The following is a 26866-nucleotide window of genomic DNA, read 5'->3' as shown; positions in this document are numbered from 1 at the left end:
CGAGGCTTCCCCTTGCCCTCGGACGAACGCCGATCTTAGTGCCATCGATGCCACTTGACGTTCGGCACCGCACCAAAAAAAAGCCCTCCCCTGTTCGGGGGAGGGCTGGGGGAAAGGCAGGGCGCGCCGGCGGGACGGCGGCCCTCCCAGCCGCGCCCATCGCTGGGCGCGGCAACAAGCAACGAAGCCTGAGGGGAGATCAGAACTTCGCGTTGATGTTGAAGAACACCTGGCGCGGCGCACCTGCCATCAGCGTCTGGTTCCAGCCCTGCGGATCGGAGGCGACATAGCCGTTGGTACCGGTCGTGGCGAAATAGCGCTTGTTGAACAGGTTGGTGACGTTCAGCCCCAGGCTCAGGTCCTTGAGGATGGACACCGCCCCGATGTCATAGTTCACGCCGGCCTCGAACAGCCAGTACGAGGGCACCTGCGAGTCGTTGATGTAGGTGATGTAGCGGCGGCCGGTGTACTTGCCGTCGATATTGGCCGTCCATCCGCCATAGCTGTAGCTGAGGTCGGAAGTGAACATCCAGGTGGGAATGCCGACCACGTACTTGCCGTCGGTGGCGACCACGCCGTTGTTGAGGTAGTCGTCCTGGTACTTGGAGTTGTCGTACGAGAGCGAGTTCAACCAGCGCACATGCTCGATCGGGCGCCAGATCACCGCCAGGTCCACGCCGGTGCTCTTCACCGAGCCCACGTTGTTGAGGATGGCCGAGCAGGTCTGCACCGCCGAGCACGGCGACACCGCGAGCAGGCGGTTGGTGAAGCGCGTGTAGTACGCATCGGCTGAAGCCTCGAAACTGTCGCCGTGCACGCGGTAGCCCAGCTCGAAGGTCTGCGACTGCTCGGGGTTGAGCGAGCTCTTGCTGGCGTTGAAGGCGGTCTGCGACTGACTGAACGGCAGGAAGCCGTAGGCCGCCATGTTCTTGCTGTAGGAGGCGTAGACCTCCTGGTTGGCGTCGATCTTGTAGTTGGCGCCCACCTGCGGCAGGAAACCGTCGCTGGCACGGATGCGGCCCTGCGCCAGCGCGCTGGACGGCACCCACGAGTCGGCGATGTTGGTGACGCCCAGGGCCTTGGCGCCGAAGTTCAGCGTCAGGCGATCATCCATCAGGTGGATGGTGTCGGAGGCGTAGGCCATGCGCGTCTGCGTCACGTAGTGCTGCAGGAAGCCGCGCAGGAACGGCTCCTCGTTCTCGTAGAAGTTGCTCAGGTAGTCGTACTGCCCGCTGAGGTAGAAGTAGTTGCGCTCCTGATTGGTCTTGGCGTTCTCCGCCCAGAAGCCCACTTCGATGTCGTTGTTGCCCAGCGAGAACTGCAGCGAGCCGGTGCCGCCATAGCGGTCCAGGCCGTAGTCGGTGGTACGCATGGCCAGCGGCACCGTCGGCGACGAGGCCACGTACGGCGTGGCCCACTGACCCTCGCCGCGATTGTCGTGGTAGTAGGTGCCGAGGTTCAGCGTGGCGTGCTCGCTCAGGTTGAACGTGCCGCTGAGGCCCGCCAGGTTGTCGCGACGAATGCCGCCACCGGCGTAATAGGTCGAGTCGACCAGGTCATAACCGGTCGGCAGCGACGACAGCACGGCCGGATAGCCGCCCTTGCCGTTGTATGCGTTGGCGATCTGCACCGCCGTGCCCCAGTTCGGCTGCAGGTAGTCCCAGTTCCAGCCCAGCGCCTTCTGGCTGGCCAGGGACAGGTCCATGTAGTCGTATTCCTTGCGCTTGGACGAGTCGTAGAACAGGCTCACGCTGCCGCCGTCCCACTGGTACACCGACTTCAGGTTGAGCTGGTCCGAGCGCTGGTCGCCATAGCCCTTCCACTTGTCAGTGTCGGCGTGGTCGAACGAGATGTAGGTGGAGAAGCCGTGGTAGTCGCCGCTGTCCAGGCGCACGAAGGTACGCGTGGTGGAGTCCGAACCGATCACCTGGTTGATGCGCGCGCCGGCGACCGCATCCGGGTCGGCCGAGTAGAACTGGATGGTGCCGCCCAGGTTGGTGTTCGACGCCGTGCCCAGCGCGCCCGCGCCCTGCGCCAGCTCCACCGTGCTGATGTTGTCGCTGCTGATCGCGCGCGTCACCTGCAGGCCAGTGGTGGTGCCGTAGCTCATGTTGCCCAGCGGGATGCCGTCAAGCGTGAAGCCGAGGCGGCTCTGGTCGAAGCCATGCAGGGTGATCTGGGTCGACCACTCGTAGTCGCCCCACGGGTCGGCGGCCTGGAAGTTGACGCCCGGCAGCTTGTCGATGGCCTTGAGCGGACTGGTGCCCGGCGCGAGCTGCTGGATGTCTTCGCTGGTGACCTTCTGCACCTGGCGGGTTTCACCCGAGGCCACCACCGACACGGCCTCCATGTTCTTGGCCTTGTCGCGGTTGTTGGTCGCCGATGCGTCGGCGGCCGGTGCCGCATTGGGCGAGGTCACATCGTCGGCGAGTACGACGCCGCTGTAGAGCGCGGCCAGTGTTGCCAGCGCGATCGCGGTCCTGCGAAGGGATTGCTTGGGCATGACGAGTCCTTTCGCACGGATTCGCCATGAATCCGTACGTTCCTGGTTTTTCGATAAGAAGATGGGGAATTGGCCGTCCATACCATTTGGACGGCTCCATGAAATCGTGAAGAATTCGTATGTATCAGCGATGACACGCAGATTTAAAACACCGCGTTTTTACGAATAAAACGCGGTGTTTCCTACGTCATGCTGACGTTAGCGCTTACGGAATGAGCGACTTTCCGTCGGCCGTCGGCAAGCTCACACCAAGCAGGTGCGCGACGGTCGGCGCGATGTCGCGCATGTCGATGTCGCCAAGGTCCTTGCCGGCGGGCACGCCCTTGCCAGCGATCAGGAAGGTGGAGCGCATCTGCGGCAGGGCCGGGTCATATCCATGCATGCCGTGGTAGTGGCTGGACGAAAGCATGGCCACGTCCGGACGCGGCGCCATCTCGTAGTCGGGCTTGAACAGCACGAACCATTGCGCCTGCGTGGTGCCGCCCGCCTTCTCCACACCGGCCTGGTCGAGCACCTTGGCAATGGCGTAGTCGGGATTGGCCTGCAGCTGCTGCAGCAGCGCCGCCACCTTGGCGCGCACGACCTGGTCCGACGGGTCGCGCAGCACGATGGCTGCGCTGCCGCCGTCGTTCCACGGCATGGCCTTCCAGTCGGTCACGGTGCTGCCGTCGAGGGTGATCAAGCCGGCCTGGATGAAGGGTGCATAGAGGTTCACGTCGTTCTTCACCGGCAGGAAGCCGTGATCGGAGACGATGGCCACCACGCCGTCGGGATGCACGCGATGCGCCGCCTGCACCAGCTGGCCCACCAGCACGTCGATCTGTTCCAGCACGGCGCGCGAGGCGGGCGTGTCGGGGCCGCTGGCGTGCTGCTCGTGGTCGAGCGACGTGAGATACGCCGTCATGAAATCGGGCTTGCGCGATTCGAGCAGCGCCACCGCGAAACGCGTGCGGTTCTGGTCGCCGGCGAGGCTCTCGTCGATGCCGTCGGCGTACGGGCCCAGCTCCTTCTCCAGCGACGGCAGCAGGCCGGGCGTCGACAGCGCGGCAACCAGCTTGCGGTCATCGGCGGTGCCGGTACGCCAGATCTGCGGCAGGTTCCAGTCGACCTGGGCACCCACGCTCACCGGCCAGTGCACATTGGCAGTATGCAGGCCCGCCTCGTGCGCGGCATCCCACAGCGTCGGCACCTTGATGTCGCTGGCGTACCAGTCCCAGCCCTGCTGGTTCTTGTTGTACGGGTCAAAGGTGAGGTTGCCGCCGATGCCGTGGCGCGCCGGCGACACGCCGGTGATCAGCGTGGTGTGGCTGGGATAGGTCAAGGTCGGCAGTACGCCGCGCACCGTCTCGGCGTAGGCACCCTGGACAAGGAAGGCCTGCAGGTTGGGCAGGTGCAGCCCACGCTGTTCTGCATGCACCACGTCGGCGGGCCGCAGGCCGTCGATGGAGATCATCAGCACCGGCGCTGCGGCGGCCGGCGTGGACAGGGAAAGGGCCAGCAGGCTGGCGGCAATGAACGATGATGGAAGGCGCATGGTCGTCACAGGAGGTTCGAGATTCGTCGAAGCACCACCCCCGCTGCACCTTCATCGCGGCGCGGGCCGGAATCGGGTGACACCCGGGTGGTGAAAGGGCACGCGATTCCAGCCACGCCGGAATCGCCCACGAGCCGCGAGCTCAGCGCTCGTCCACGGCCTTGCGGCCAATGGCCGGATCGTCGGTAAAGAACGCATCGATGCCGGCATCGAGGTAGGCGCGGATCTCCGCCACCGAGCCGGCTTCGTTGAAGGTCTTGGGGTTGCTGCCCTGCCAGAAGTTCCTGGCCTGGAAATAGTTTTCCGGGCGGAAGGTGTAGGGGTGCAGCTCCAGCTTGACCGCATGCGCGTCATGCACGAGAGCAGTGGGTTTGCCCAGCGTACCGTCGGCGGCCAGCGGAATGATCGCGCGGATGTTGGGGCCGATGGCATCGGCATAGCCGGCGATGTCGCGCAGCCCGTCCGGGGTCATCATGTCGCGGTAATGCAGCGTGCCCTTCGCGGCCGCCACGTCGTACGGCTGTTCGCCCGGGTCATCCAGCAGCTGTAGCAGGCGAATGTTCGGATGATCCTTGCCGAGCTTGCCACGCAGATAGCGCAGGTTGCCGATCTCGAACGACTGGATCTCCACCGGCGCGGTGCGCGTATAGGCGTGCGCCGCGAGGATGGCCAGCACGCGGTCTTCCATCGGCAGGCCGGCCTTCTGGAAATAGGTGCCGTGCTTGATCTCGGGGATGATGCCGATGACACGGCCACGCGTGGCCGACTCGGTGGCCACGAAATCGATGATCTCGTCCAGCGTGGGGATCTGGAACTGGCCGTCGTACGCCGTGCTGCGCAGCTCCGGCAGGCGCTCGCGGGCGCGCAGGGTCTTCAGTTCGTCCAGCGTGAAGTCTTCGGTGAACCAGCCGGTCACCGCATGGCCGTCGATGGTCTTGGTGGTCTTGCGCGAGGCGAACTCCGGATGCTGCGCCACGTCGGTGGTGCCGCTGATTTCGTTCTCATGGCGCGCCACCGGCACGCCGTCGCGGGTCATCACCAGGTCCGGCTCGATGAAATCGGCGCCATCGGCGATGGCCTTGCCGTACGAGGCCAGGGTGTGTTCCGGGCGCAGCGCGCTGGCGCCACGGTGGCCGATCACCAGCACCTTGGCGGCGATCGGTGCCTCGTTGGCCTGTACACCGCCGGCCATCACCAGCGCTCCTGTCATGACGATGGCCCAGCTTAAACGACCCATGGCAAACCCTCGTGATCCATTCGATGCGCCGGCGTGGCGCAAGCCATCCGGCCATGGTGGAACGTGGCCATGTCGTTTCCTTGACAGCGAGATGGCGGCAGCTTCCTGCGAAGCCTGGCGCAAGCCATGTGCAAGCCATGACTAAAGGCCTGGCGTGACGAGTGGCCAATGGGCCGTGGGGACGGGCGTGCTAGCGTGGAACCGAGCCACCGTCACGGGGACCCGCCATGCTCGCCCTGTTGCTTGCCAGCCTGCTCACCAGCACCGCTCCCGCCCTCGATTGCCATGTCGGCGCGTATCGCCTGAGCGACGGCAGCACGCTGGATGTCGCGCCCTCGGAAGGCACGGCACTGCGCTGGCGCCAGATCGACGGCCGCACCGGCAAGCTCACCCACGCCCAGGGCGGCGTGTGGACCAGCACCCTGGGCTGGACCGATCGCCCCGACGGCAACGACGTGCGTTTTGGCGACTGCGGCACCGGCCAGCTCCACTTCGGCAAGCTCAGCGGCCAGCGCATTCCACTGGTGGTGCGCGACACGGTGTTCGCCGGCGATGGCGGCACCCGGCTGGTGGGACGCCTGCTGCTTCCTCCAGGCCAGGCCGAGGTGCCCATCGTGGTGTTGATCCACGGCTCCGAACACGACTCGGCGCGCACCTTCGATGCCATGCAGCGTGAGCTCCCTGCCGAAGGCGTGGGCGCCTTTGTCTACGACAAGCGGGGCACCGGCGACTCCGGCGGAGTGTACACGCAGGACTTCAGCGTGCTGGCCAACGACGCGGTCGCCGCGATGGCCGAGGCGCGCAAGCTGGCCGGTTCACGCGCAGGTCGCGTCGGCTATCGCGGAGGCAGCCAGGGCGGCTGGGTGGCGCCGCTCGCCGCCACGCGCACGCATGCCGACTTCGTCATCGTCGGCTACGGCCTGGCCATTTCGCCACTGGAGGAAGACCGCGAGTCGGTCGCCCTGGGACTGAGGCTCAAGGGCTACGACCAGTCGGTGGTCGACAAGGCCTGGGAGCTCTCTGACGCGATTGGCCTGATCCTTTCCAGCCACCTGACCGAGGGCTATGCGCAGCTCGATGCCGCGCGCGCGAAATACGGCAAGGAGCCCTGGTACAAGGACGTGCGCGGCGACTTCAGCTACCTGGTGCTCCCGCTCAGCAGCGACGACATCCGCGAAAAGGGCAAGGCCTACATGTTCGGCACGCCCTGGCACTACGACGCCATGGCCGTGCTGGAGCGGCTGCACACGCCGCAGCTGTGGATCCTGGGCGGCATGGACCTCGATGCGCCCAGCGGCGAGACCTTGCGCCGGCTCTCCTCGCTGCAGGCCAAGGGTTTTCCGGTCACCACCGCGCTGTACGAGCAAGCGGACCACGGCATGACCGAGTTCGAGCCCGGCAAGGATGGCGAGCGTGTCGATACGCGCTATGCGAACGGCTACATGCGCATGACCATCGACTACGCCAAGGGCGCCTGGCACCCGCCATACGGCGACGCCAGCCTGGGCTATCCAGGGAAGTGGGTCACCGACTAGCCCCGGCCTGTCGCCGTCTCTCGTCATCAGCGAAGGGAGACGGCGACAGCCGCCTTAGAACTTCACGTCCAGGGTGAGGAAACTCTGGCGCGGCGCGCTGGCATGGAAGGACAGTGCGCGGCCCTTCGGATCGCTGTTGGTGAATGCGGTGAGGTTGGACGCGTAGCGCTTGTCGGTGAGGTTGGTGATGTTGAGCGACAGCTTTACATCGGTGAGGCCATAGACCGCGCCGAAGTCATAACCCGCGCCGAAATCGAACGAGGTGTAGCCGCCAAAGCCCTGGTCGTTGGTATAGGTGTAGTAGCGCGTGCCGGTGTACTTGCCGCGCAGGCCGAGGTTCCACGGGCCGTACACCCAGCTGACCTCGCTGGCGAACAGCTTGTTGGGCGTGTCCACGGTGGTCTTGCCGCGGGTGGGAATGGTCACGCCGTTCTGCTGGTAGTTGTTGTCGTAGGTGGAGTGGTTGAACGAGGCCGAGTTGTACCACTCGAAGTGCGCGAAAGGCTTCCAGATGAAGGTGAGCTCCGCGCCGTGGCTGCTCACCGAGCCCACGTTGTAGAAGCGCGTGGTGCATGCCGGCGTGGTGCCCTGCTGGATGCTCGGGCACGGATTGAGCGAGAGCAGGCGGTTGTCGAACTTCACGTCGTACACGGCCGCGGAGGCTTCGAACTCACGCTGCACCACGCGGTAGCCGCCCTCGATGGTGCGCGACTGCTCGGGCTTGAGATTGCCGCGGGTGGCATCGAACGCCGACTGCGTCACCAGCAACGGGCCGCTGGCGCCACCGCCCTGGAAGGCGGCGATGTTCTTGGCATAAGACAGGAACAACTCCTGTCCACTGCCCAGCTGGTAACCAATGCCAGCCTCCGGCAGCAGTGCCTTGCTTGCGTTGAGACGGCCATTGGCCACCGGCGACTCCACCTTCACGCCCGGCACTTCCTGCGCGCCCATGCTCACGTGCGGGCTCTTCACGCCCAGGTCGATGCTGAGGCGGTCATCGAGCAACTTGAAGCTGTCCTGCAGGTAGGCCTGCCGCGTGATGATGGTGTACTTCTGATAGAACAACCGGCGGTTCGGATCGCTGAGATAGGTATCGTCGTTGACCGGGCCGGTGATCCAGTAGAAGTTACGCTGCACCGAGTGGTGGTTGTTCTCGTACCACACGCCGCCCTCCAGGTGCTGGCCGGCGATGTCCCAGGCCAGCGAGGCGATCGCGCCATTCCGGTTGATGGTGTAGTTGGTGCTGCGGATCGAGATCGGCACCTCCTGCGGCGTGCCCGGGTACGAGGGCTGGCCCGGCGCCCACCAGTGGCCCTGGCCTGCGTTCTCGTGGTGATAGACCTGCGCGTGCACGGTCAGCGCGTCGCTGGGGAAGAAATCGCCGGCGAGGTAGTACAGGTCGTCGCTGCGCAGGGCGCGGCTCTGGTAGTAGGCGTCGTCGATGTTGTCCACGCCGCCGGAGAATGCGCAGCGCGGATCGGCCTTGCCGTTCTTGGTGTACACCGGCGCGCAGTACGCGGCGGCCACGGCGCGCTTCCAGTCGGGCGCGTAGAGGTTCCAGTCCCAGCCCAGGCCACGCGCCATGCCGCTCTTGGACAGGTACGCATAGTCGGCCTGCGAGGTGCGCGAGTTGTCGGCATAGGCGGTGAGCTTGCCGCCGTCGAACTGGTACACCGCCTTGGTGTTGTACTGCTTGGTGGTGGTGGGTGAACCCGGCGGTGCCCACATGTCGGCAGTGGCGCGGATGCCCGATACGTACATGGAGAAGCCGTGGTAATCGCCGGTATCCAGGCGCAGGTAGGTGCGACGGTTCTGGTCGGTACCGAAGGTCTGGCTGAAGCGGCCACCGGCCACCGTGGACGGATCGTCGGTGAAGTACTGGATGGTGCCGCCAAGGTTGCTGGTGGACGCCGTGCCCAGGCTGCCGATGCCCGAAGCCAGCTCCACGCCGCCGAAGTTCTCCGCCAGCATGGCGCGGCTGATGTTGAGGCCATTGTAGTTGCCGTACGCGTTGTCGCCCAGCGGCAGGCCATCCAGCGTGTAGCCCAGGCGCACGGTGTTGAAGCCGCGCAGGCTGATGGTCTGCGATTCCTCGTTGGCGCCGAAGGCGTCGTTGGACTGCACGTTCACGCCGGGAATGCGGTTGAGCACCTTCTGGATGCTGGTGCCGGCCGGCAGCACCTTGGTGTCCTGCACGGTGACGCGCTGCACCTGGCGGGTTTCACCCTGGCCGATGACCGAGATGCCGTCGAGGTTCTTGGCGTTGTCGGTGGTGGCCGCAGGGGTTGCGGCATCGGCCGCGTGGGCCATGGGCAAAACGACGACCAGGGCCGCCGCAACGGCGGCGGCGAGCACGTGCTTCTTCATGAGGCGGTAACTCCAGGGGAAGGGACATCCGCACGGCGGCGGATGCCCATCGATGCTGGAGCAATCGCATGAAATTACGTTTACACGGAAATTTCACGCGACGGGCCCGCGCAAGCCTCGCTCAACGCGGTGCCGGCGTAGCGGCCTGCTGCAGCCATGCCTGGTAGGCCGGTCGATCCACCGGCACGCCCTGGCTGTTGCAGCTGCCGAGCTTGCACAGCTCGTCGCGGATACGCGGCGTGTGCTGCACGATCACGTGGAAGATGGTGTTCTGCTCCATCTCGCCATGGAAAGCTGCCGCGCCGGGCCCGGTGGCGAAGATCGCCACATCCTCGCCGCCATGCGTTTCCGCCTTCATCGGCAGGATCGACTCCTGCATGTAATCGGGGCCGCGGGTATCGACACGGGTAAGGTCCGGACGCCCCTGGGTGATGTGCGAGTAATCATGCGCAACGTGCGGGTACTGCTTGCTGCCCTCGGGCTGCGTATCGCTGGCGCCGGTGTAGCCGGGGCCATTGGCGAAGCCCAGCGTGGTGTACGGCTTGCCGGCGGCGTCACGGGCCATGCCGGCGCCGCCCTCGTCGTCGTAGCTGTCGGTGTGACCCTGCACCAGGCCGAGGATGTCGTTGCCGCGCTTGGGATAACCCGCGAAGGTCAGCGTGTGGCTGTGGTCGGAGGTCACCACGATCAGCGTGTCGCGCGGATCGGTGTGCTGCAGCGCGGCCTGCACGGCATCGGCGAAGGCAATGGTTTCGTCCAGCGCGCGATAGGCATTGCCGGCGTGCAGCGCATGATCGATGCGCCCGCCTTCCACCATCAAGAAGAAACCGTTCGGGTTCTGCTTGAGCACCTCGATCGCGCTGGTGGTCATCTCGGCGAGGCTGGGTTCGTCCAGCTTGTCGCCGACGCGCTCGTGTTCGTAGTTGAGATGCGAGGCATTGAACAGGCCCAGCAGTTGCGGCGTGTGCGCGAGGTCCAGTGACTTCAGCTGCAGGCCACTCCACACATAGGCGCCCTGCGGATGCCTGCGCTTCCATTCGGCGATGAGGTCGCGGCCATCCAGCCGCTGGCCCACCTTGCCCCGCTCCACCGGATCGTCTTCGCCGGCCAGCATGAACTCGGTGCGGCCGCCGCCCATCGCCACGGTCAGCCCGCCCGCGACGGGGAAATCCACCAGCTGGGCGGCGAAATCCTTGCAGCCCTGCGCCTTGGCCTCGGTCGTCAGATCGGCATCCACTTCCCAGTTGCGCTCGGGCAGATGGCCAAAGGTGGCGGCGGGCGTGGCGTGGGTGATGCGCGTGGTGGTGACCGCGCCGGTGCTCATGCCGGCCGTGGCAGCCAGCTCCAGCGTGCTGACCAGCTCCTGCCCCTGCGAGGCCGCGCAATCCTGGCGACGCGGCAGCTGCGATATGCCGATGAAACCGCCACGCGTCTTCACGCCGCTCATGATCGCGGTCATGGTGCCAGCGGAGTCAGGCGTCTGCTGGTCGGTTTCGTAGGTGCGGCTCAAGGCGCTGAACGGAAACTGCTCGAAGCTCAGCCGGTAGCTTTCGCCATCCACGCCCTTGAGCTGCCCCGCGCGCACGTGCGCGGCGGCGACCGTGGTCAGGCTCATGCCGTCGCCGAGGAACACGATCACGTTTTTGGCGCGCTGGCCACCGGTGTTGGCCTGGGCGGCCAGCCGGTTCGCCGCCGCCGCGCCGCTGCGGAACCACCACTGCGGTGTCTCGCCATCCGGCCGCTGGATCGCCGGCACGTCCACGCTTGCCGGCATGGACGATGGCGAAGGTGCCTGGCTCGCGCAGGCACTCAACATCACCAATGAAGCCAGCAACAGGGCACGGCGTGCAGGCGGCGAAACAATCATGGACAACCTCGATGGTGGGCAGTGAGCCCCCGATCATAGGGATTGCGCAAGAAATTGCGATGACAACCGCCACCCGGAGCGGGTGCTAGCCTCGCGGCATGGGCCGTCATTGCCGGAGGCTGGCTTGCGCATGGCTGCTGTCGTGGGCGGCGGCGGGCCCCGCCGCGGACGCACCCACCGGCCTGCACGACAACGTGGTGTTCGACGCCTATTCGCCGCTGTCCGGCAGCAGCGAACTGGCGCGGCGGCTGGTGTCCCCGCTCAATGCGCGGCGCCTGCAGCAACAGGCCGCGGCCACCGGCGCGACCATCCAGGAACAGCCGGTGGATCTGGCCCGCGAGCGCTTCGCCCTGTATGTGCCCGGCCGCATGCCCGACCACGGCTATGCGCTGCTGGTGTTCGTGCCGCCGTGGAACGAGGCGCGCGTACCGCCTGCATGGATCGACGTGCTGGAGCGGCAGGGCGTGATCCTGGTGACGCCGGCCAATGCAGGCAACGACGCCAACGTGCTGGACCGGCGCGAGCCGCTGGCGCTGCTGGCGGCCAGCAACGTGATGGCGCTTTACCGGGTCGATCCGCGGCGCGTCTATGTCGGTGGCTTCTCGGGCGGCTCGCGGGTGGCGCTGAGGCTGGCGCTGGGTTATCCGGACCTGTTCCACGGCGCCTTGCTCGACGCCGGCAGCGATGCCATCGGCGTGCAGATACCGCTGCCGCCGCGCGAACTGCTGGAACAGTTCCAGACCACCACGCGCGTGGTGTACCTCACCGGGCAGCAGGACACCTACCACCAGGACACCGATCGGCAAAGTCGCCAGTCATTGAAGGATGCATGCGTCACCGACATCGACGTGGAGTCGATGGCATGGACCGGCCACGATCTGGCCAGTCCCGCCTCGCTGCAGCGCGCGCTGGCCTCGCTGGATGAGCACCATGCGGGCGAGCCCGCCACGCTGGCCGCCTGCCGACAACACCTCGACGGGGAACTGTCCGCCCAGCTCGACCAGGTCCAGGCACTGATCCAGCGTGGCAGCGACGACGAGGCACGCCAGCGGCTGCAGCAGATCGACACGCGTTTTGGCGGCCTCGCCGCACCGCGCAGCCTGACACTGGCGACACGACTCGGCGGGCCGTGAAAACCCAAGGTGCGGAAGGTTTGCAGCCGGAGCCGCAGATACCAGATTGCTGCCCGCTGACCCGACCTGCGGCCTCCGGCTGCAAGCCTTCCGCACCTTGTGCGAGAACCTCGGTGCAGCGCCTCAGCGGGGCATGCGCAGGCGCGTTCGTACCCGGGCGGCGGGCGGCGCACGGGTGAACAGGCGCCGCTGGGTGAGGCAAAAACCGATGTACAGCGAACTGAGCGCCAGGCCGCGCCACAGGCCGACATCCTCGCCGGCACCGGCCAGCAGGCGGGCCACGGCAACCAGGAATACCAGCGCTGCCACCACCACGCCGAGGCTACGGAGGCGTTGCGAATACGAAAGCGGACGCGGGATCGTCTTCATGCCGCCATTGTCCGGCGGCGTTCCATAAAGAATCGATGTGGCCCGGTGTCGTTTCCATATAGAACGCGTAAAGAATGCGCGCTTAGCTGAGCACCGCGATCTGCCGCGCCACGTACAGCACCAGGAACAAGGCCATCACGATCAGCAGCGTCGCCATGATGCGCGCGCTCCAGTTGCCGCCGTAGGGCGATATCTCGGCGGCCTCGATCGCTCGCCGGTTGCGGTAGAACCGGTGCGACGCGCCCACGATGATCAGCGCCCCCACCAGCAACAGGCCCAGCCCCAGCCATTCCGAGGCGTGCGTGTGGAGGCCCGCAATTTCTCGCGAAGCGGACCTGGACGCGTACATCAGGAAGATATCGAAACGCTCAAGCAGGAAACCGAACGCCATCACCGAGATCGCGGTACGCACCCAGGCCAGGTAGGTGCGTTCGTTGGCCGAATGGTCGGTGTAGTGAGGAATCACGGATCACCCCGGGCAGTGTCGGCGTCGCCACGCCGGGTTCAGACCATACAACATCCCCTGCACCGTAGCGGTGCATTCGCCACCGCAGGTGACCCGTTGCGGCACCGTCCCGGCCCAGCGTGTCACCCCGCAGCGGGCAAGCGGCCTATAGTGCTATTGCCCTCGCACACCGCCAGGTGCCCCGTTTTGCGCCCGAGCCATGTACAGCAGCCCTCGCCAAGCGCCCAGGAATTCCTCGTCGATGGCTTGTCGACGTGATCGTCATGCCGCGGCACGCATCTTGCCTGTCTTCCCTGTGACCTACCGGAACCCCACGGGCAGCGCAGACAGATAGGCCGATGGAAACCCCCGCGATCACCCCGCTCAACAAGATCCTGGATTTGCTGTGGGATGCGATCTGCGTGGTCGACGCGGAAGGCCGTTACGTGTTCGTCAGCGCCGCCTACGAACGCATCTTCGGCTACGCCCCGGCCGACGTGATCGGGCGCCCGATGATCGAGCTGGTGCACCCGGACGATCGCGAACTGACCCTGCAGACGGCGGCGGCGATCATGGCCGGCCAGCCACAACCGCACTTCCAGAACCGCTACATCCGCAAGGACGGCAAGGTGGTGCACATCATGTGGTCGGCACGCTGGTCGGAGCCTGACCAGGTGCGTATCGCCGTGGCGCGCGACATCACCGCGCTCAAGCGGGCGGAGTCGATGACCACTGCCCTGCATGCGATCTCCGAGGCGGCGCATGCCACCGACAACCTGCCGGCGCTGTTCGAACAGATCCACCACATCATCGGCGGGCTGCTGCCGGCGCCGAATTTCTTCGTGGCGCTGTACGACGCCGAGCATGACGCGCTGAGCTTTCCCTATTTCGTGGACGAACGGGACGCCGCGCCGCCCACCCACGCACTTGATTCGGGCACACTCACCGCGCAGCTGATCCGCAGCGGCCAGCCGCTGCTGCTGACGCCGGCCACCCCGCCAGCACCCGACCTGCCCCTGCACGGCACCGATGCGCTGCACTGGCTGGGCGTGCCGCTGGTATCGCGCAACAGCACCGTGGGTGCGCTGGTGGTGCAAAGCTATTCCGACGCCACGCGCTATACCGATGCCGACAAGGAACTGCTGCAGTTCGTCTCCACCCAGGTGGCCTCGGCGATCGAACGCAAGCAGGCCGAGGCACGGCTGCACCACATCGCCCGCCATGATCCGCTGACCGACCTGGCCAATCGTGACCTGTTCTACCAGCAATTCGAGTCCGCACTGGAACAGGTCGCGCGCTTTGGCGGCAACCTGGCCTTGCTCTACATGGACCTGGACGAGTTCAAGCAGGTCAACGACCGCCACGGCCACGACGTAGGCGACCAGTTGTTGTGCAAGGTAGCCGAACGCATCCGCGGCCACCTGCGCGAGGTCGACGTGGTCGGACGCGTGGGTGGCGACGAGTTCGTGGTACTGCTGAGCCACCTTCAGTCGCCGGCAGACAGCGTGGCTGTCGCCGAGAAACTGCGCTCGGCCCTGGACGAGCCTTTTGAGCTGGCGGGGCATCAGCTGCGGGTGTCGCCCAGCATCGGCATCGCGACCTATCCGCGTCACGGCAAGGATGCCCGTGAACTCACCCGCGCCGCCGACTACGCGATGTACCAGGTCAAGAAAAGCGGCGGCAACCGCGTGCGCATGGCCGGCGGCCGCGAACTCTGGGCCGACCACGCGGATGCGGGCGAGGCCTACTGAGCACGACGCGGATTCACAGCTTCAGGTAGATGCGCCTGCGGTCCATCGCGTACACGATCATCCACCACACCGCGACGAACGCCAGTGCAAAGGCCAGCGACGCCACATAGGGCCCGGCCAACGGCGTGATCCAGCCGGCAAAGGCATGCTGGTAGAGCGGCTCCTGGATACCCAGGCCCGGCAGCAGGATCTGCATCAGCTCCGAACCGGCGTACGCCGCGACGGCATTCATGCCGAAGCGGCGCCCGATCGCCGGCCAGCCGCGCCGGTCCACCAGCACGTGGAACAGCACCAGCGCCAGCATGGCCCAGCCACCCGTCCACAACACGAACGACGGCGTCCACAGGTTCTTGTTGAGCGGAAGCACCAACGACCAGGCCAGGCCCAGCAGCACCGACAGCACGCCCGCGCCGAGCAGGCGCGGCACGTTCTCCTCACGCAGCCAGTGGCCGGCGCGCAGGCCAAGCAGGCAGGTGGCCAGCGAAGGCAGGCAGCCCGGCAGCCCTTCCGGATCATGGCCCAGGCCGCTCAGTGGATCGATCAGGTAGACGAAGCGGCCGAACAGCGCATAGTCGATGCGACTGACGATGTTGACGAAGGGCTCCAGCGTACCGCCCGCCAGCAGCAGGCCCCAGTAGCCGAGCAGGATGGCCACGATGACGATCCATTGCAGCCTCGCACGCGTGTAGATGGCGAACGCCGCCGCCCCGGCGAAGCAAAGGCCAATGCGCTGCAGCACGCCCGGAAAGCGCAGGTGTGCACCCGGCATAACCAGCCACGCCAGCACATTGATCGCCACGCCCAGCAGCACGATGCGCAGCGCACGCTTCAGCGCCCCGCGCATCAGACTGCCCTTGTCGGCGCCCTGCTCCACCCGCGGGCCGATCGCCAGCGCGATCGACACGCCCACCACGAACAGAAAGAACGGAAACACCAGATCGGTGGGCGTGCAGCCGTTCCATTCGGCGTGCTCCAGCGGCCAGTACACGTGATCCCAGTCGCCGGGATCGTTGACCAGCAGCATCAGGGCGACCGTACATCCACGCAAAGCATCGACCGAGGCCAGGCGACGCAGCGCGTTGTTCACTGGGCGCCCCCGGCCACCGGCAACAGCTGGGCTTCACCGATGCCATACAGCGGACCGCTGTTGGGCGAGGTGAATACCAGGCACAGGTCGTGCACACCCGCCTGCCTGGCCAGGTTGCCCTGCAGGGTGAAGGTCTTGCTGCCGTCCCTGGGCAGCGGCAGCGTGGCCAGCGTCTTGCCCTTGCAGCTGTCCAGCCGCACCACCAGTTCACCCTGCGGCGTACTGCCCTTGTGCACCGCCACCAGCTTGGCGTCATGCGCCAACTGGTAGTTGCGCGGCAGGCGCGCCGTATCCACCCGAATGCCGGCAATGCCATCGAGGTCGGCCGAGCGATACATGCGGCAGTTGTCGAACACGTTGATCAGGTAGCTCGGCGCCATGCTGGTAGCATCGGCCGTGGGCTGCACGCGCAGGCGGAAATCGCTGCCCGGGCAGTTTTCCAGCTCGCCCGTGCTGCGCGTGCGCAGCGTGGCCGCATCGAGCAGGCGCTTGCGCGGCGTGGCCAGCGGCGTGCCGTCGTCGGCCAGCGCCACCGCGGTGACGGTGGCCGGCAGGTTCACCGAGAACGGTGCCACGTACAGCGGCGACGCAGCACTCGGCACGCTGCCATCGGTGGTGTAGTGCAGGTTGCCGAAACTTGCCTGGTTGGAAAGCATCACCGCTGCATGGCCGGAACGCAGTGCGGCGTTACGGTCGACCTCGATCGACGCGGCGAAGGCACTGTCCGCGTACCCGATGTCCTGCATGCGATAGCGCGCGAGCTGTGCCGGCAGGCGTTCGAGGAAACCGTGCCAGTCGCGTACCGCCGCTGGCGTCCATGCGGCTTCGGCCAGGGCGTCCAGGCGCGGGAACACGGCATGTTCGACGTGGCGCAGCGTAGGCATGTGCTCGGTCCACATGTTGGCCTGCACGCCCAGCACGTGCGCAGCCTGGGCGGCGTCCAGCTCCTTGGGCACCGGCTCGAAGGCGTAGTAGCTCTGCAGCGACATCGACGGCAGCCGGCCGGTGGTCTCGTCGGGCAGATCGCTCTGCATCTGGTCCAGATACAACTGGGGCGCCGGTGAAAGCACCACGTCGTGGCCCAGTTTCGCGGCATCGATGGCGCCCTGCGTGCCCCGCCACGACATCACGGTGGCGCTGGCCGGCAGGCCACCTTCGAGAATCTCGTCCCAGCCGATCAGGCGTCGGCCATGGGCATTGAGGTACTGGCCCATCTGGCCGATCAGCCAGCTCTGCAGCTGGTCTTCGTTCTTCAGGCCCAGCGACTTGATGCGCGCCTGCACGGCGGGCGAAGCCTGCCACTGGTCCTTCACCGCCTCGTCGCCGCCCACGTGGATATAGGTGGACGGAAATAGCGCCATCACTTCATCCAGCACGTTGTGCAGGAACTCGACCGTGGCGTCGTCGACGTTGTACAGATAGGGATGCACGCCCCAATCGGGCGATACCGGCGGACGCTTGCCGGTCACGCCCAGTGCGGGATACGAGGCCACTGCGGCCTGCGCATGGCCCGGCATGTCGATCTCCGGCACCACGGTGATGTGGCGGTCGCGCGCATAGGCCACGATCGCGCGGATCTCGTCCTGCGTGTAGAAGCCGCCGTAGCGCTTGGGTTCGCCGTCCTGCCCGGCATCGGGCGGGGTTCGCCAGGCACCGATGCGGGTCAGCTCGGGGTAACGCTTGATCTCGATGCGCCACCCCTGGTCATCCGTGAGGTGCCAGTGCAGCACGTTGAGCTTGTGCTGGGCCATCTGGTCGATCAGGGTGCGAACTTCGTCCGGCGTCTGGAAGTGACGGCAGGAGTCGAGCATGAAACCACGCCACGCAAAGCGTGGCTGGTCCTGGATGTGTACGGCACCCACCCGCACGTCACCCGTGCCCTGGTCTGAAGACAACAGCTGCCAGGCAGTGACGGCGCCATAGAAAAGCCCCGCCTCGCCACGCGCCACGATGCGGATGCCCTGCGGGGTGACGTCGAGCTGGTAGCCCTCGTCACTGGCCAGCGGCGCCTGCGGGTCGCGTTTCAGCACGATGGACGGACCCTGCACGGGCGCGGTCTTCACCTGCAACGACAGATGCCGCGTGCGGCTGGTGAGGCCGGCGAGATAGTCGGCGGCGCGGCGGGCGTCGACGTCATCGGCGTCGACCACGATCGGCGTCGCGGCATCGACGGCGAACACGCCATCGGCGGGCGCCACCTGGGCGGGCATCGGGATGAGGTCCAGCGGACGGGCGCCGCTTCCGTGGGCGGCGGCGGCAAGGCCGCACAGGGCAAGGCACAGCAGGCGACGGGTCATTCGCATCGGTCTCGCAGCTCCAGCATCCATCGAGTGGGAAAGGAGAGGCTTCGGGCGTGGCCCGCTCGCGCACCCGCTGGGTGCGCCCCCTTGTTTTGGACGGCCATTCTTGCATACGAGCGCGGCTGTTGAAGATGTCACCGCGTACTTTTTTCAGGCACATAAAAAAACGGACCTGGCAACACTGCCAGGTCCGTGGCGGGGAGGATCAAGCCAATGAAAACAAGGAGACCGGCATGGCTCAGAACTTGAAATGGAAGTTCGCCATGTAGCGACGACCCGTGGTGTAGGACGCCACCGGCAGGTCCGTCGTCCCCTGGTACTGGGAGTACTTCTGGTTGAGCAGGTTCATCGCGTCGAACGACACCGAGTAGTGCTCGTTGAAGTTCCAGCCAAGGCTGGCGCTCAGGTCGGTGTAGTCGTCGATCGTGGCCGGCACGGCACCCGCCACGTAACCGGCGCCCAGGTAGTGGCTGCGGAAGTTGTAGTTCACGCGGGCCGAGAACGGACCCTTCTCGTAGTACGGACTGAGGCTGACCGAGTGGCGCGACAGGTACGGCATGGAGGTGCCGGCATCGGTCTTGCCCGAGGCAAAGGTGTAGTTGGCGGCCAGGCCGAAGCCGGTTTCGCCGAACGGCTGCTGGTAGCTGAAGGTCAGGCCCTTCACGTTGGCGCCGCCGCCGTTGTGCGGACGGGACACCGAGTAGTTGCAGTAGCCGTCGGCGGTACAGCCGTTGGAGCCCACGTAGTTCAGCCACTGCGCGGGGTCGTTGTCGCGGATGGAGTTGTACTGGCGCTCGGTGGCCGGCGTGATCAGGATGTAGTTGAGCACGTGCTTGTAGAACGCCGACACCGCGAACACCGACTGCGGGGCGAAGTACCACTCGACCGACGCATTGAAGTTGTACGACTTGTACGGGTCGATGTTCGGGTTGCCGCCGCTGCCGGTCAGCACCGTGTCGTTGAGGAAGGTCTGGTTGACCATCAGGTTGTACGGCGCCCAGGCCATGACCTTCGACGCCGCGCCGCGCAGCACCACGTCGTTGCCGGTGTCATACGAGATGTTGAACGACGGCAGCCAGTTGTTCTTGGTGCTGGACTGGGTCTGCCACCAGCCGGCCGGCGCCGGCAACACCGGGGTCGCACCGTTGGGGATGATGTAGCCCGAACCGTCGGTCTTGGTGTGCACGTAGCGCAAGCCGAAGTTGCCGCGCAGGTCGCCCTCGGCGAAGTTCAGCTGGGCATAGGCCGCGCTGTTCTTCTGGGTCAGGCCCCAGGTGTTGTTGAGCGTGGAGCCCGGGTCCGGGTGGTTCCAGTCGATCGGGCTGTTGTTGATCCAGTTCTTGATGTTGCCTTCGCCCACTTCCGGGGGATGGCTGGTGTTGTCGAACACGCCAGGGTAGTCGCCCAGGATATCGGTGTAGCCATCGGTGCCCACCTGCGAGAGGTTGCCCGGCGTCACGCCGCCGTAGACCGCCAGGCCGTACTTCTCGTCATGCTTGGTGTAGCGCACGCCCACCAGCAGCTGGTTGAAGACGCTGTCGAAGTCCTTGCTGAAATCGAGCTGGCCGTACTGGTCCTTGGCATGCGAACTGAACACGCCATGGTTGCCCAGCCAGCCACCTCCCCAGTTCGCGGGGTTGTGGTACGCACCCTGGTCATCGGCCTGGAAGCCCTGGTGCAGGCCCCAGCTGTAGCCGCCGGAATACACCGGCTCGAGCAGCCACTGGCCGATGTTCGGATTGTCGGACTTGCTCACGCCGATCTGGCCACCCAGGGTCCAGCCATTGCCGGTGTAATCGGCTTTCAGATCCAGGCCCTTGGTCTTCACTTCCGACTGGCGCAACTGGTTGTCGTACACGATGCCGGTACCGCTGCCCGCGTTACTGTTGGTGTGGCCGCCGTAGACCACGCCGTTGCTGCTGGGGATGAAGTAGTCGATTGCACCCATCGAGGACGGGTTCTGGTGCATGAAGTTGTAGATCGACTGGTTGTAGTTGTCGAAGTTCTCCTGGATGTACAGGCCACTCAGGATCGCCTCGAACTGGTCGTTCGGCTTGAACTGCACGTTGACCAGTGCGCTGTCGCGCTTGCGGGTCTGCTGGAAGTAGGCGGCGTTCACCTCGTCCGGCACCATGTCGTTCGGGCGCAGTTCGCCCTTGGCCACCTGGGCCGCGATGTTCGGGTTGACCGCGGCGTAGTCGGACACCGGGTGGTAGCCGAACACTTCGATGCCCTGGCGGTCCACGCGCTCTTCATAGTGCTGCGCCGCCACGTCGAAGCCGAAAGTGCTGTCCGTATTCTTCCAGCTGTAGAAGCCCGATACGGTCGGCTTGGCGGTGCCGGCCTGGTCGTTGTAGTTGCCGCCCACCGTGCCACTGATGGTGTTGGCCGGAAGATCGAGCGGCTGGCGCGAATGCATCAGCACGGTGCCGCCCAGGCTTCCTTCCGGCAGGCGCGCCTCGGCCGACTTGATCACTTCCAGGCGGCCAAGGATTTCCGGCGCCAGCAGGGTGTAATCGAAACCGCGGTTCGGCTGCTCGCCGTAGAGCCAGATGGCCTGCGCCACCGGATGGCCGTCGAGGAAGCTCATGTTGAGGCTGGGATCGGTGCCGTCGATGCTGACGCGCTCACCCTGGCCGAAGCGACGATCGATGGTCACGCCCGGCATCAGCGACATCGCCTCGGCCACGTTGGTGTTGGGGAACTTGCCGATGTCCTCGGCGGTGATCGCGTCGGAAATCGTGTCGTTGTTGCGCTTGGTCTCCAGAGACTTCTGCATGCTGTCGCGGATGCCGGTCACGGTGACCGCGGCAAGATCCTTGGCCTGGTCCTTCTGCGCCTCACTCTTGGCCTCGGTGGCCGTGTTGCCGCCCTGCTGGCTGGCGTCCTGCGCGTGGATCGTGGCAGTGAAACACAGGCCGGCGAAGATGCTGGCGGCCAGAAGTGTCTTGCGATATGACATGACGTTCTCCCCTCGAAGGTGTCTCGGCAGCGGCTCATGTGGGTTTGCGCTGCATGTGGCTGAGCGCCCGCGCCCGCATGGGCGCATGCGGTGTTACTGCGGTACTGCGTTCTCCCCTGGTCTTGCGTACTGCCCGTCCAGATACAGACCGGCCGCGCCTATCACGCCGTGCTGGCCGTGCTCCATCAGTCGTACGGGAACCTGTTGCAGAAAGGCGCGCATGACGCCCTTGTTGAAGAAGCGCTGGCGGAAGCTGCTGGTCAGCAGCACGTCGCGGATCTGCGGCAGGATGCCGCCGGCGAGGAACACGCCACCGCGGGCGCCGTACAGCAGCACCAGGTCGCCCACGAAGCTGCCCAGCAGCCCGCAGAACACCTCCAGGGCTTCCACCGCCGCCGCGTCGCTGCGCTCCAGCGCCGCCTGCGTCACCTGGCTCGGTTGGGTCAGGCGCGGCGCCTGGTCGCCCAGGCTGCAGAGCGCGCGATACAGGTTGAGCAGGCCCGGGCCCGACAGCGCGTGTTCGAACGACACGTAGGCGCGATCGCGCGCCAGGTAGCGTAGGATCTCGATTTCGCGTTCCTTGCCCGGCGCCCGCGCGATCTGGCCCGCTTCGGTGGCCAGCACCGTGGCGTGCGGCTGGCCCGGCAGCAGCACCGCCGAGCCCAGGCCCGTGCCCGGGCCCATCACCAGCACCGGACCGGTGGCCGGCGCGGCATGGGTCTCGATCTCCGGCGTGGTGTCGGTCTGGCCGAGGAACTGCGTGGCATACGCCACCGCCTCGAAGTCGTTCACCACCGCCAGCTGGCCGATGCCCAGGCTGTCGCGGATGTCGCGGATGGAGACCGGCCACGGCAGGTTGTCGTTGACGATCGCATCGCCCAGCACGTAGCCGGCGCTGGCCACCGCGCAGCGGTCCACCTGCACCGAACGATCCAGCTGGCTGACGAAGTCGCGCAGCACCGCGGTCAGGCTCGGCCAGTCCGCGCAGGCATAGCGGTGGTATTGCAGCACCGTCACCGGACGCGCGCCGTCCGGTCGCGGACTCACCAGCCCGATGCGCGCATGCGTGCCGCCGACGTCGGCCGCAAGAAACGTTCTTTCTTGCGACAAGAAATCGCGCGCACCGTTGCCCAATCCCTCGCCCACGGTCACCTCTCCGTCATCCCCATGTCGCATCCCTGTCAGGCAGGGGGCGAATTTGGCCGGAGTCTGGGTAATGGTTGACAACGTTGTCAAGAACTTGCGATGACGAATCGCAAGACTTCTGCGCTGCACGACAGCAAAGCGTGCGCCAGCATGCGCGAGAAATGCTTATAACGCGCCTTAAATCATTGGCTTATATTGATTCTTCCGGGCCAGGATAGACGTTTTTTCTTGCGGCAACGCACCAATAAAACGCAAGAAAAGTCCGGAAAGATGGGTCAATTCGAGCGCAGCCAGGCCACGCGAACACCGCCGGAGAGGCCATGCCCAGGTCTTTCGCGAGAACCAATTGACAACGTTGCTAAGACGTCTGGCCCGCCGCCGGTCGCTGCCGACAGCTGATCGGGATGCGTGGCGATTCGTAGAATCATGCCGACGATCTTCGTGATATTTCACGACAGGGCGAGATCAAATCCAGCCGGGGGCAACAGCACACCTGCAGGGCCACCGCGGAAGCCACGTCCTTACCTGCGAAATCCGTGGCCGAGATAAAAAAAAGGACCTGGCAAGCCGCCAGGTCCAGGTTGGGGAAGAAAGCAAACGAAACGGGCTTAGAGCTTGAAGTTCGCCGTCAGGTAGTACTGGCGACCATTCACATAGAACGCCTCTGGCTCCTTGCCGAAGCCCAGGCCGGCCTGGTAGCCGTAATCGTAGTAACGCAGCTTCGGGTTGTTGAGGTTCATCGCATCGAACGCGAAGCTCACATGGTCGTTGAGCTTGTAGCCCGCCGAGAACGACAAGTAACCCTGGCCTGCCTGGAAGTACGGCTCCAGCGGCACGTTGCCCGTGGCAACCACCTCCATGCCGTCATAGAAAGCCGAACGGTAGGTGTAGTTGATGCGCGCGTTCCAGTGGGCGTTCTCGAAGAATGCCGAGAAATTCGCGGTGTTCTTGGAGTTGCCGATCAGCGGACGGCTGCCCGCAGCCAGGTTGTTGGCCGGCGAACCATCCGAGTTGTACAGCAGCGAACCGCCTTCCTCGTGACCATTGGTGTAGGTGTAGTTGGCCTGCACACCGAAGTACTCGCCGATCGGCTGGATGTAGTTGAGCTCCACACCCTTGATGTTGCCGTTGACGTTGACCGGAATGCTGACCAGGTAGTTGCTGTAGATCGCCGCCGAGGACGGATTGGTCGTCGGGTTGTAGGTCAGGTAGTTGTTGAGGTACGAGCGCTGGACCGTGCCGTAGTCGTAGTAGTTGTGCAGCTCCATCGCGAACACGCTGGCCGACAGCAGGCCGCGCGGCGCGAAGTACCACTCCAGTGCCGAGTCGAAGTTGGTGGAAATCAGCGGCTTCAGTTCGGGGTTGCTGCCGCTGCCGCCGCCCAGAGTGCCCTCTTCATGAGGATCGGCGAGGTTCACCGGGCCGGCCAGCTGACTGTAGTCCTGGCGGGTCAACGTCTGCGACGCGGCGAAACGGGCCAGCAGGCTGCCGTCGTCGTTGAGGTTGAACTTCAGGTTGAAGCTCGGCAGCAGCTTGCCGTACGTCTTGTGATAGTAGTTCCAGTAATACGGACCCCACGCAGAACCCTCGATCGGGCCGCTGTAGTCCGACTCCAGCGCCGAGGGGCTGGTGTAGGAAATGTTTTCGCGGGTCGTCACGTAGCGCAGGCCGGCGTTGCCGCTCCAGCGATCGGACGAGAAGTTAAGCTGCAGGTAGCCGGCCGTGTTGTGCTCGTTCACCGCATACAGCTGGTTCCAGTCATTACGCACGACCGGGTCGCGATAGGCGTAGAGCGAGTTGAGATAGGCAAGCTGGCCCGGCGTCCAGGTCCAGATGTTGCTCGGCATTTGGCCAACGCCCAGGTCGCTGGCGAAGCTGCCCGGGTAGCTGCCACCGGCCGGGGTACCGTACACCGACGGGTTGTAGGCGGAGGTGGCCGGGGCCGTACAGTAGTACGGAGTCGCGCCCCAGTTGAGGCCGGTGCCGTCGCTGCATCCCGGTGACTGGCCGATCGCGGTCAGGCTCTCGCGGGTGTGGTTGGAGTAGCGCGCACCGAACATCAGCGAGGACAGCGGGCCGGCATTGTCGAAGTCGAATTCGCCATCAGCCTTGAACCATTGCTCCTTGTCGACCACGTGGATGTCCTGGTCGCCAAAGATCCAGCTGAAGGTATTGGTCGCCGTGTTGGCGCTGTTGTTGCCGCCAAGCATCCAGTTGGCCGGGCTGCCGGTGCCGTTGAGCGAGTAGCCGGCCGACTGGCCACTGCCGGTGTTGAGCTCCATCACGTCCTGCTCGGGCGTGTTGCCGGTGCCGCGGGTGGTGCCGCCCTCGAACGAGAAACTCAGATCGGGATTGACCTTCCAGTTGGCATCGAGGGTGATGTAGTAGCTCGACTCCGATTCACCCGGACGGGAGATCTGGTCATAGACGCCGGGGGTGGAACCGGCCACGCCAGGGAACGTCGCGCTGGTGAGCACGTTGTTCTGCACCGTGTACGACGACAGCGAGGTCGCCGCCGGCAGGTGGCTGTAGTTGTACAACATGTAGTTGTAGTTGACGTCGGTCGCATTCAGCTTCGAATAGAAGCCATTGAGATCCAGCGTCAGGTTGTCGAGCGGCTTCCATTCCAGATCGATGTTGCCGCCCTTGCGCTTGCGGGTCTGCTCGAACAACGCAGCGCCCGGCAGGTTCGGGAAGTACTTGCCGGCGAGGTTCGGATAGGCCGTAGCCAGCGCCGAGGTAGCCGGGATATACGAATAGCCCAGCATTTCCTGGCCATCGCGCTGCAGGGCACGCTCCTCATAGAAGCCCTGCAGCATCACGCCAAAAGTGTTGTCGCTGTTCTTCCAATTGACCAGGCCGTTGAACTGCGGCTTGGTGGTGCCCGGCAGGTCGGCATACACGCCACCCACCGACGCTTCAGCGGTCAGCGGCTTGTCGAATTCCAGGGGCTTGCGGGTGATGATGTCGACCGTGCCGGCGGCGCCACCCTCTTGCAGGCGCGCCTCGGACGACTTGTACACCTGCACCTGGCTCACGACTTCCGACGGCAGCATGCTGTAGCTGACGCTGCGACCGCTGTTGTCGTTGAGCACGAACCAGTCGCCCGAGCTGATCGAGTGGCCATTCACCGTGGTCAGGGTGAGCGAGGGCGCGCTGCCACGCAGGCTGACGCGATCGGCTTCATCGAAACCACCTTCGGAACCGGCAGCGTCGGAGATGTTCACGCCCGGCAACTGCGCCAGCGTGTCGGCCACGTTCTTGGCCGGCAGCTTGCCCACGTCCTCGGAGGTGACCACTTCGATGTGCGAGTCGGCCGCCTTCTTGAGGTTCAGCGAAGCGGCCTGCGAGTCGCGGATGCCGACCACGGTGACCGTACCCAATTCCTTGGCCTTGGCCTTGTCGGCCGCCGTCTTGGTCTGGTCGGTGGTGCTCTGGCTGTTGTCCTGGCCGCTGGTGGCCGGGCCCGCCTGCGGAGCCGGCGCGTTGTCGGTGGCATAGGCGAAGCCGGTCAAACACAAGCCGGCGACGATGCTTGCTGCTAGCAGAGTCTTACGGTGCAACATGATTTCCTCCCCTCTAAGGCATATCGGCAGCGGATGTGTGTGGGCCGTCCGGCTGCGTGGCTGTCTGGGCTCGCGCCCGGTTCAGTGCGACGGTGTTACTGCGTTCTCCCCTGGTCTTGCGTATTGCCCGTCCAGATACAGACCGGCCGCGCCTATCACGCCGTGCTGGCCGTGCTCCATCAGTCGTACGGGAACCTGTTGCAGAAAGGCGCGCATGACGCCCTTGTTGAAGAAGCGCTGGCGGAAGCTGCTGGTCAGCAGCACGTCGCGGATCTGCGGCAGGATGCCGCCGGCGAGGAACACGCCACCGCGGGCGCCGTACAGCAGCACCAGGTCGCCCACGAAGCTGCCCAGCAGCCCGCAGAACACCTCCAGGGCTTCCACCGCCGCCGCGTCGCTGCGCTCCAGCGCCGCCTGCGTCACCTGGCTCGGTTGGGTCAGGCGCGGCGCCTGGTCGCCCAGGCTGCAGAGCGCGCGATACAGGTTGAGCAGGCCCGGGCCCGACAGCTCGTGTTCGTACGTCACGGAGGCGCGATCGCGCGCCAGGTAGCGCAGGATCTCGATGTCGCGTTCTTTGGCCGGCTACAGCGCGATGTGGCCGGCTGCGGTGGCCAGCACCGTGGCGTGCGGCTGGCCCGGCAGCAGCTCCGCCGAGCCCAGGCCCGTGCCCGGGCCCATCACCAGCACCGGACCGGTGGCCGGCGCGGCATGGGTCTCGATCACCGGCGTGGTGTCGGTCTGGCCGAGGAACTGCGTGGCATACGCCACCGCCTCGAAGTCGTTCACCACCGCCAGCTGGCCGAAGCCCAGGCTGTCGCGGATGTCGCGGATGGAGACCGGCCACGGCAGGTTGTCGTTGACGATCGCATCGCCCAGCACGTAGCCGGCGCTGGCCACCGCGCAGCGGTCCACCTGCACCGAACGATCCAGCTGGCTGACGAAGTCGCGCAGCACCGCGGTCAGGCTCGGCCAGTCCGCGCAGGCATAGCGGTGGTACTGCAGCACCGTCACCGGACGCGCGCCGTCCGGTCGCGGCCTCACCAGCCCGATGCGCGCATGCGTGC

At 65.7% G+C, this 26866-nt stretch carries 15 protein-coding genes and 1 pseudogene; 3 read left to right on the top strand and 13 right to left on the bottom strand.

All coding sequences use genetic code 11. The annotated features are described in order from the left end of the window. Positions 1-199: 199 nt before the first annotated feature. From DVU99_RS07320 to DVU99_RS07310, 3 genes are all read right to left on the bottom strand, one after another. A complete protein-coding gene (locus DVU99_RS07320) occupies positions 200-2503 on the bottom strand; it encodes a TonB-dependent receptor (RefSeq protein ID WP_114239562.1) in 2304 nt (767 codons plus the stop codon). A gap of 205 nt (positions 2504-2708) precedes the next feature. Next, positions 2709-4037: an alkaline phosphatase family protein gene (locus DVU99_RS07315; protein WP_114239751.1), complete on the bottom strand. Its 1329-nt coding sequence runs from the start codon at positions 4035-4037 to the stop codon at positions 2709-2711. A gap of 142 nt (positions 4038-4179) precedes the next feature. Next, positions 4180-5229: a glycerophosphodiester phosphodiesterase gene (locus DVU99_RS07310; protein WP_232823514.1), complete on the bottom strand. Its 1050-nt coding sequence runs from the start codon at positions 5227-5229 to the stop codon at positions 4180-4182. Positions 5230-5501: 272 nt separating this feature from the next. Between DVU99_RS07310 and DVU99_RS07305 the strand changes: the two genes are divergently transcribed. Continuing rightward, complete coding sequence (locus DVU99_RS07305; protein WP_114239560.1) at positions 5502-6809, top strand: S9 family peptidase; 1308 nt, start codon at positions 5502-5504, stop codon at positions 6807-6809. Between the two features lie 54 nt (positions 6810-6863). Here DVU99_RS07305 and DVU99_RS07300 read toward each other — a convergent pair whose 3' ends face one another. Both DVU99_RS07300 and DVU99_RS07295 read right to left on the bottom strand, forming a co-directional pair. After that, positions 6864-9176, bottom strand: a complete 2313-nt coding sequence (locus tag DVU99_RS07300) for a TonB-dependent receptor (RefSeq protein ID WP_114239559.1) — start codon at positions 9174-9176, stop codon at positions 6864-6866. 121 nt (positions 9177-9297) lie between these two features. Continuing rightward, positions 9298-11043 (bottom strand): alkaline phosphatase, encoded by a 1746-nt coding sequence (locus DVU99_RS07295; protein WP_114239558.1) that lies wholly within the window; start codon positions 11041-11043, stop codon positions 9298-9300. Positions 11044-11141: 98 nt separating this feature from the next. Here DVU99_RS07295 and DVU99_RS07290 point away from each other — a divergent pair, with 98 nt between their 5' ends. Next, positions 11142-12176 (top strand): PHB depolymerase family esterase, encoded by a 1035-nt coding sequence (locus DVU99_RS07290; protein WP_114239557.1) that lies wholly within the window; start codon positions 11142-11144, stop codon positions 12174-12176. Between the two features lie 123 nt (positions 12177-12299). On the opposite strand, the gene DVU99_RS07285 is transcribed toward DVU99_RS07290, so the two are convergent. Together DVU99_RS07285 and DVU99_RS07280 are read right to left on the bottom strand one after the other, a co-directional pair. Next, entirely contained in the window at positions 12300-12545 is a 246-nt protein-coding gene (locus DVU99_RS07285) for a hypothetical protein (protein WP_114239556.1), read from the bottom strand. 82 nt (positions 12546-12627) lie between these two features. Further along, on the bottom strand, positions 12628-13011 hold the full coding sequence (locus DVU99_RS07280; RefSeq protein WP_114239555.1) for a YidH family protein: 384 nt from the start codon (positions 13009-13011) through the stop codon (positions 12628-12630). A gap of 338 nt (positions 13012-13349) precedes the next feature. Between DVU99_RS07280 and DVU99_RS07275 the strand changes: the two genes are divergently transcribed. Next, positions 13350-14741, top strand: a complete 1392-nt coding sequence (locus DVU99_RS07275; RefSeq protein ID WP_114239554.1) for a diguanylate cyclase — start codon at positions 13350-13352, stop codon at positions 14739-14741. 13 nt (positions 14742-14754) lie between these two features. On the opposite strand, the gene DVU99_RS07270 is transcribed toward DVU99_RS07275, so the two are convergent. The 6 genes and pseudogenes from DVU99_RS07270 to DVU99_RS07245 form a co-directional block, all read right to left on the bottom strand. Further along, the gene (locus DVU99_RS07270) at positions 14755-15828 is read right to left on the bottom strand and encodes an acyltransferase family protein (protein WP_255412910.1); all 1074 of its coding nucleotides are present in this window, start codon (positions 15826-15828) and stop codon (positions 14755-14757) included. Further along, the gene (locus DVU99_RS07265; protein WP_232823498.1) at positions 15825-18125 is read right to left on the bottom strand and encodes a family 20 glycosylhydrolase; all 2301 of its coding nucleotides are present in this window, start codon (positions 18123-18125) and stop codon (positions 15825-15827) included. The genes DVU99_RS07270 and DVU99_RS07265 overlap by 4 nt, the downstream gene beginning before the upstream one ends. A 241-nt stretch (positions 18126-18366) precedes the next feature. Beyond that, the gene (locus tag DVU99_RS07260; RefSeq protein WP_114239552.1) at positions 18367-21090 is read right to left on the bottom strand and encodes a TonB-dependent receptor; all 2724 of its coding nucleotides are present in this window, start codon (positions 21088-21090) and stop codon (positions 18367-18369) included. 93 nt (positions 21091-21183) lie between these two features. After that, positions 21184-22200 carry a glucokinase gene (gene glk, locus DVU99_RS07255; RefSeq protein ID WP_232823497.1) on the bottom strand — a complete coding sequence of 339 codons (1017 nt, stop codon included), beginning with the start codon at positions 22198-22200 and terminating at the stop codon, positions 21184-21186. Between the two features lie 644 nt (positions 22201-22844). Beyond that, positions 22845-25802: a TonB-dependent receptor gene (locus DVU99_RS07250; RefSeq protein ID WP_114239550.1), complete on the bottom strand. Its 2958-nt coding sequence runs from the start codon at positions 25800-25802 to the stop codon at positions 22845-22847. 81 nt (positions 25803-25883) lie between these two features. Next, positions 25884-26807: pseudogene (locus DVU99_RS07245) on the bottom strand (glucokinase). Positions 26808-26866: the final 59 nt, after the last annotated feature.

Source organism: Dyella sp. C9 (assembly GCF_003332825.1).
In the GTDB taxonomy this organism is placed as follows: domain Bacteria; phylum Pseudomonadota; class Gammaproteobacteria; order Xanthomonadales; family Rhodanobacteraceae; genus Dyella.
This window is presented reverse-complemented; position numbering and strand designations above follow the sequence as displayed.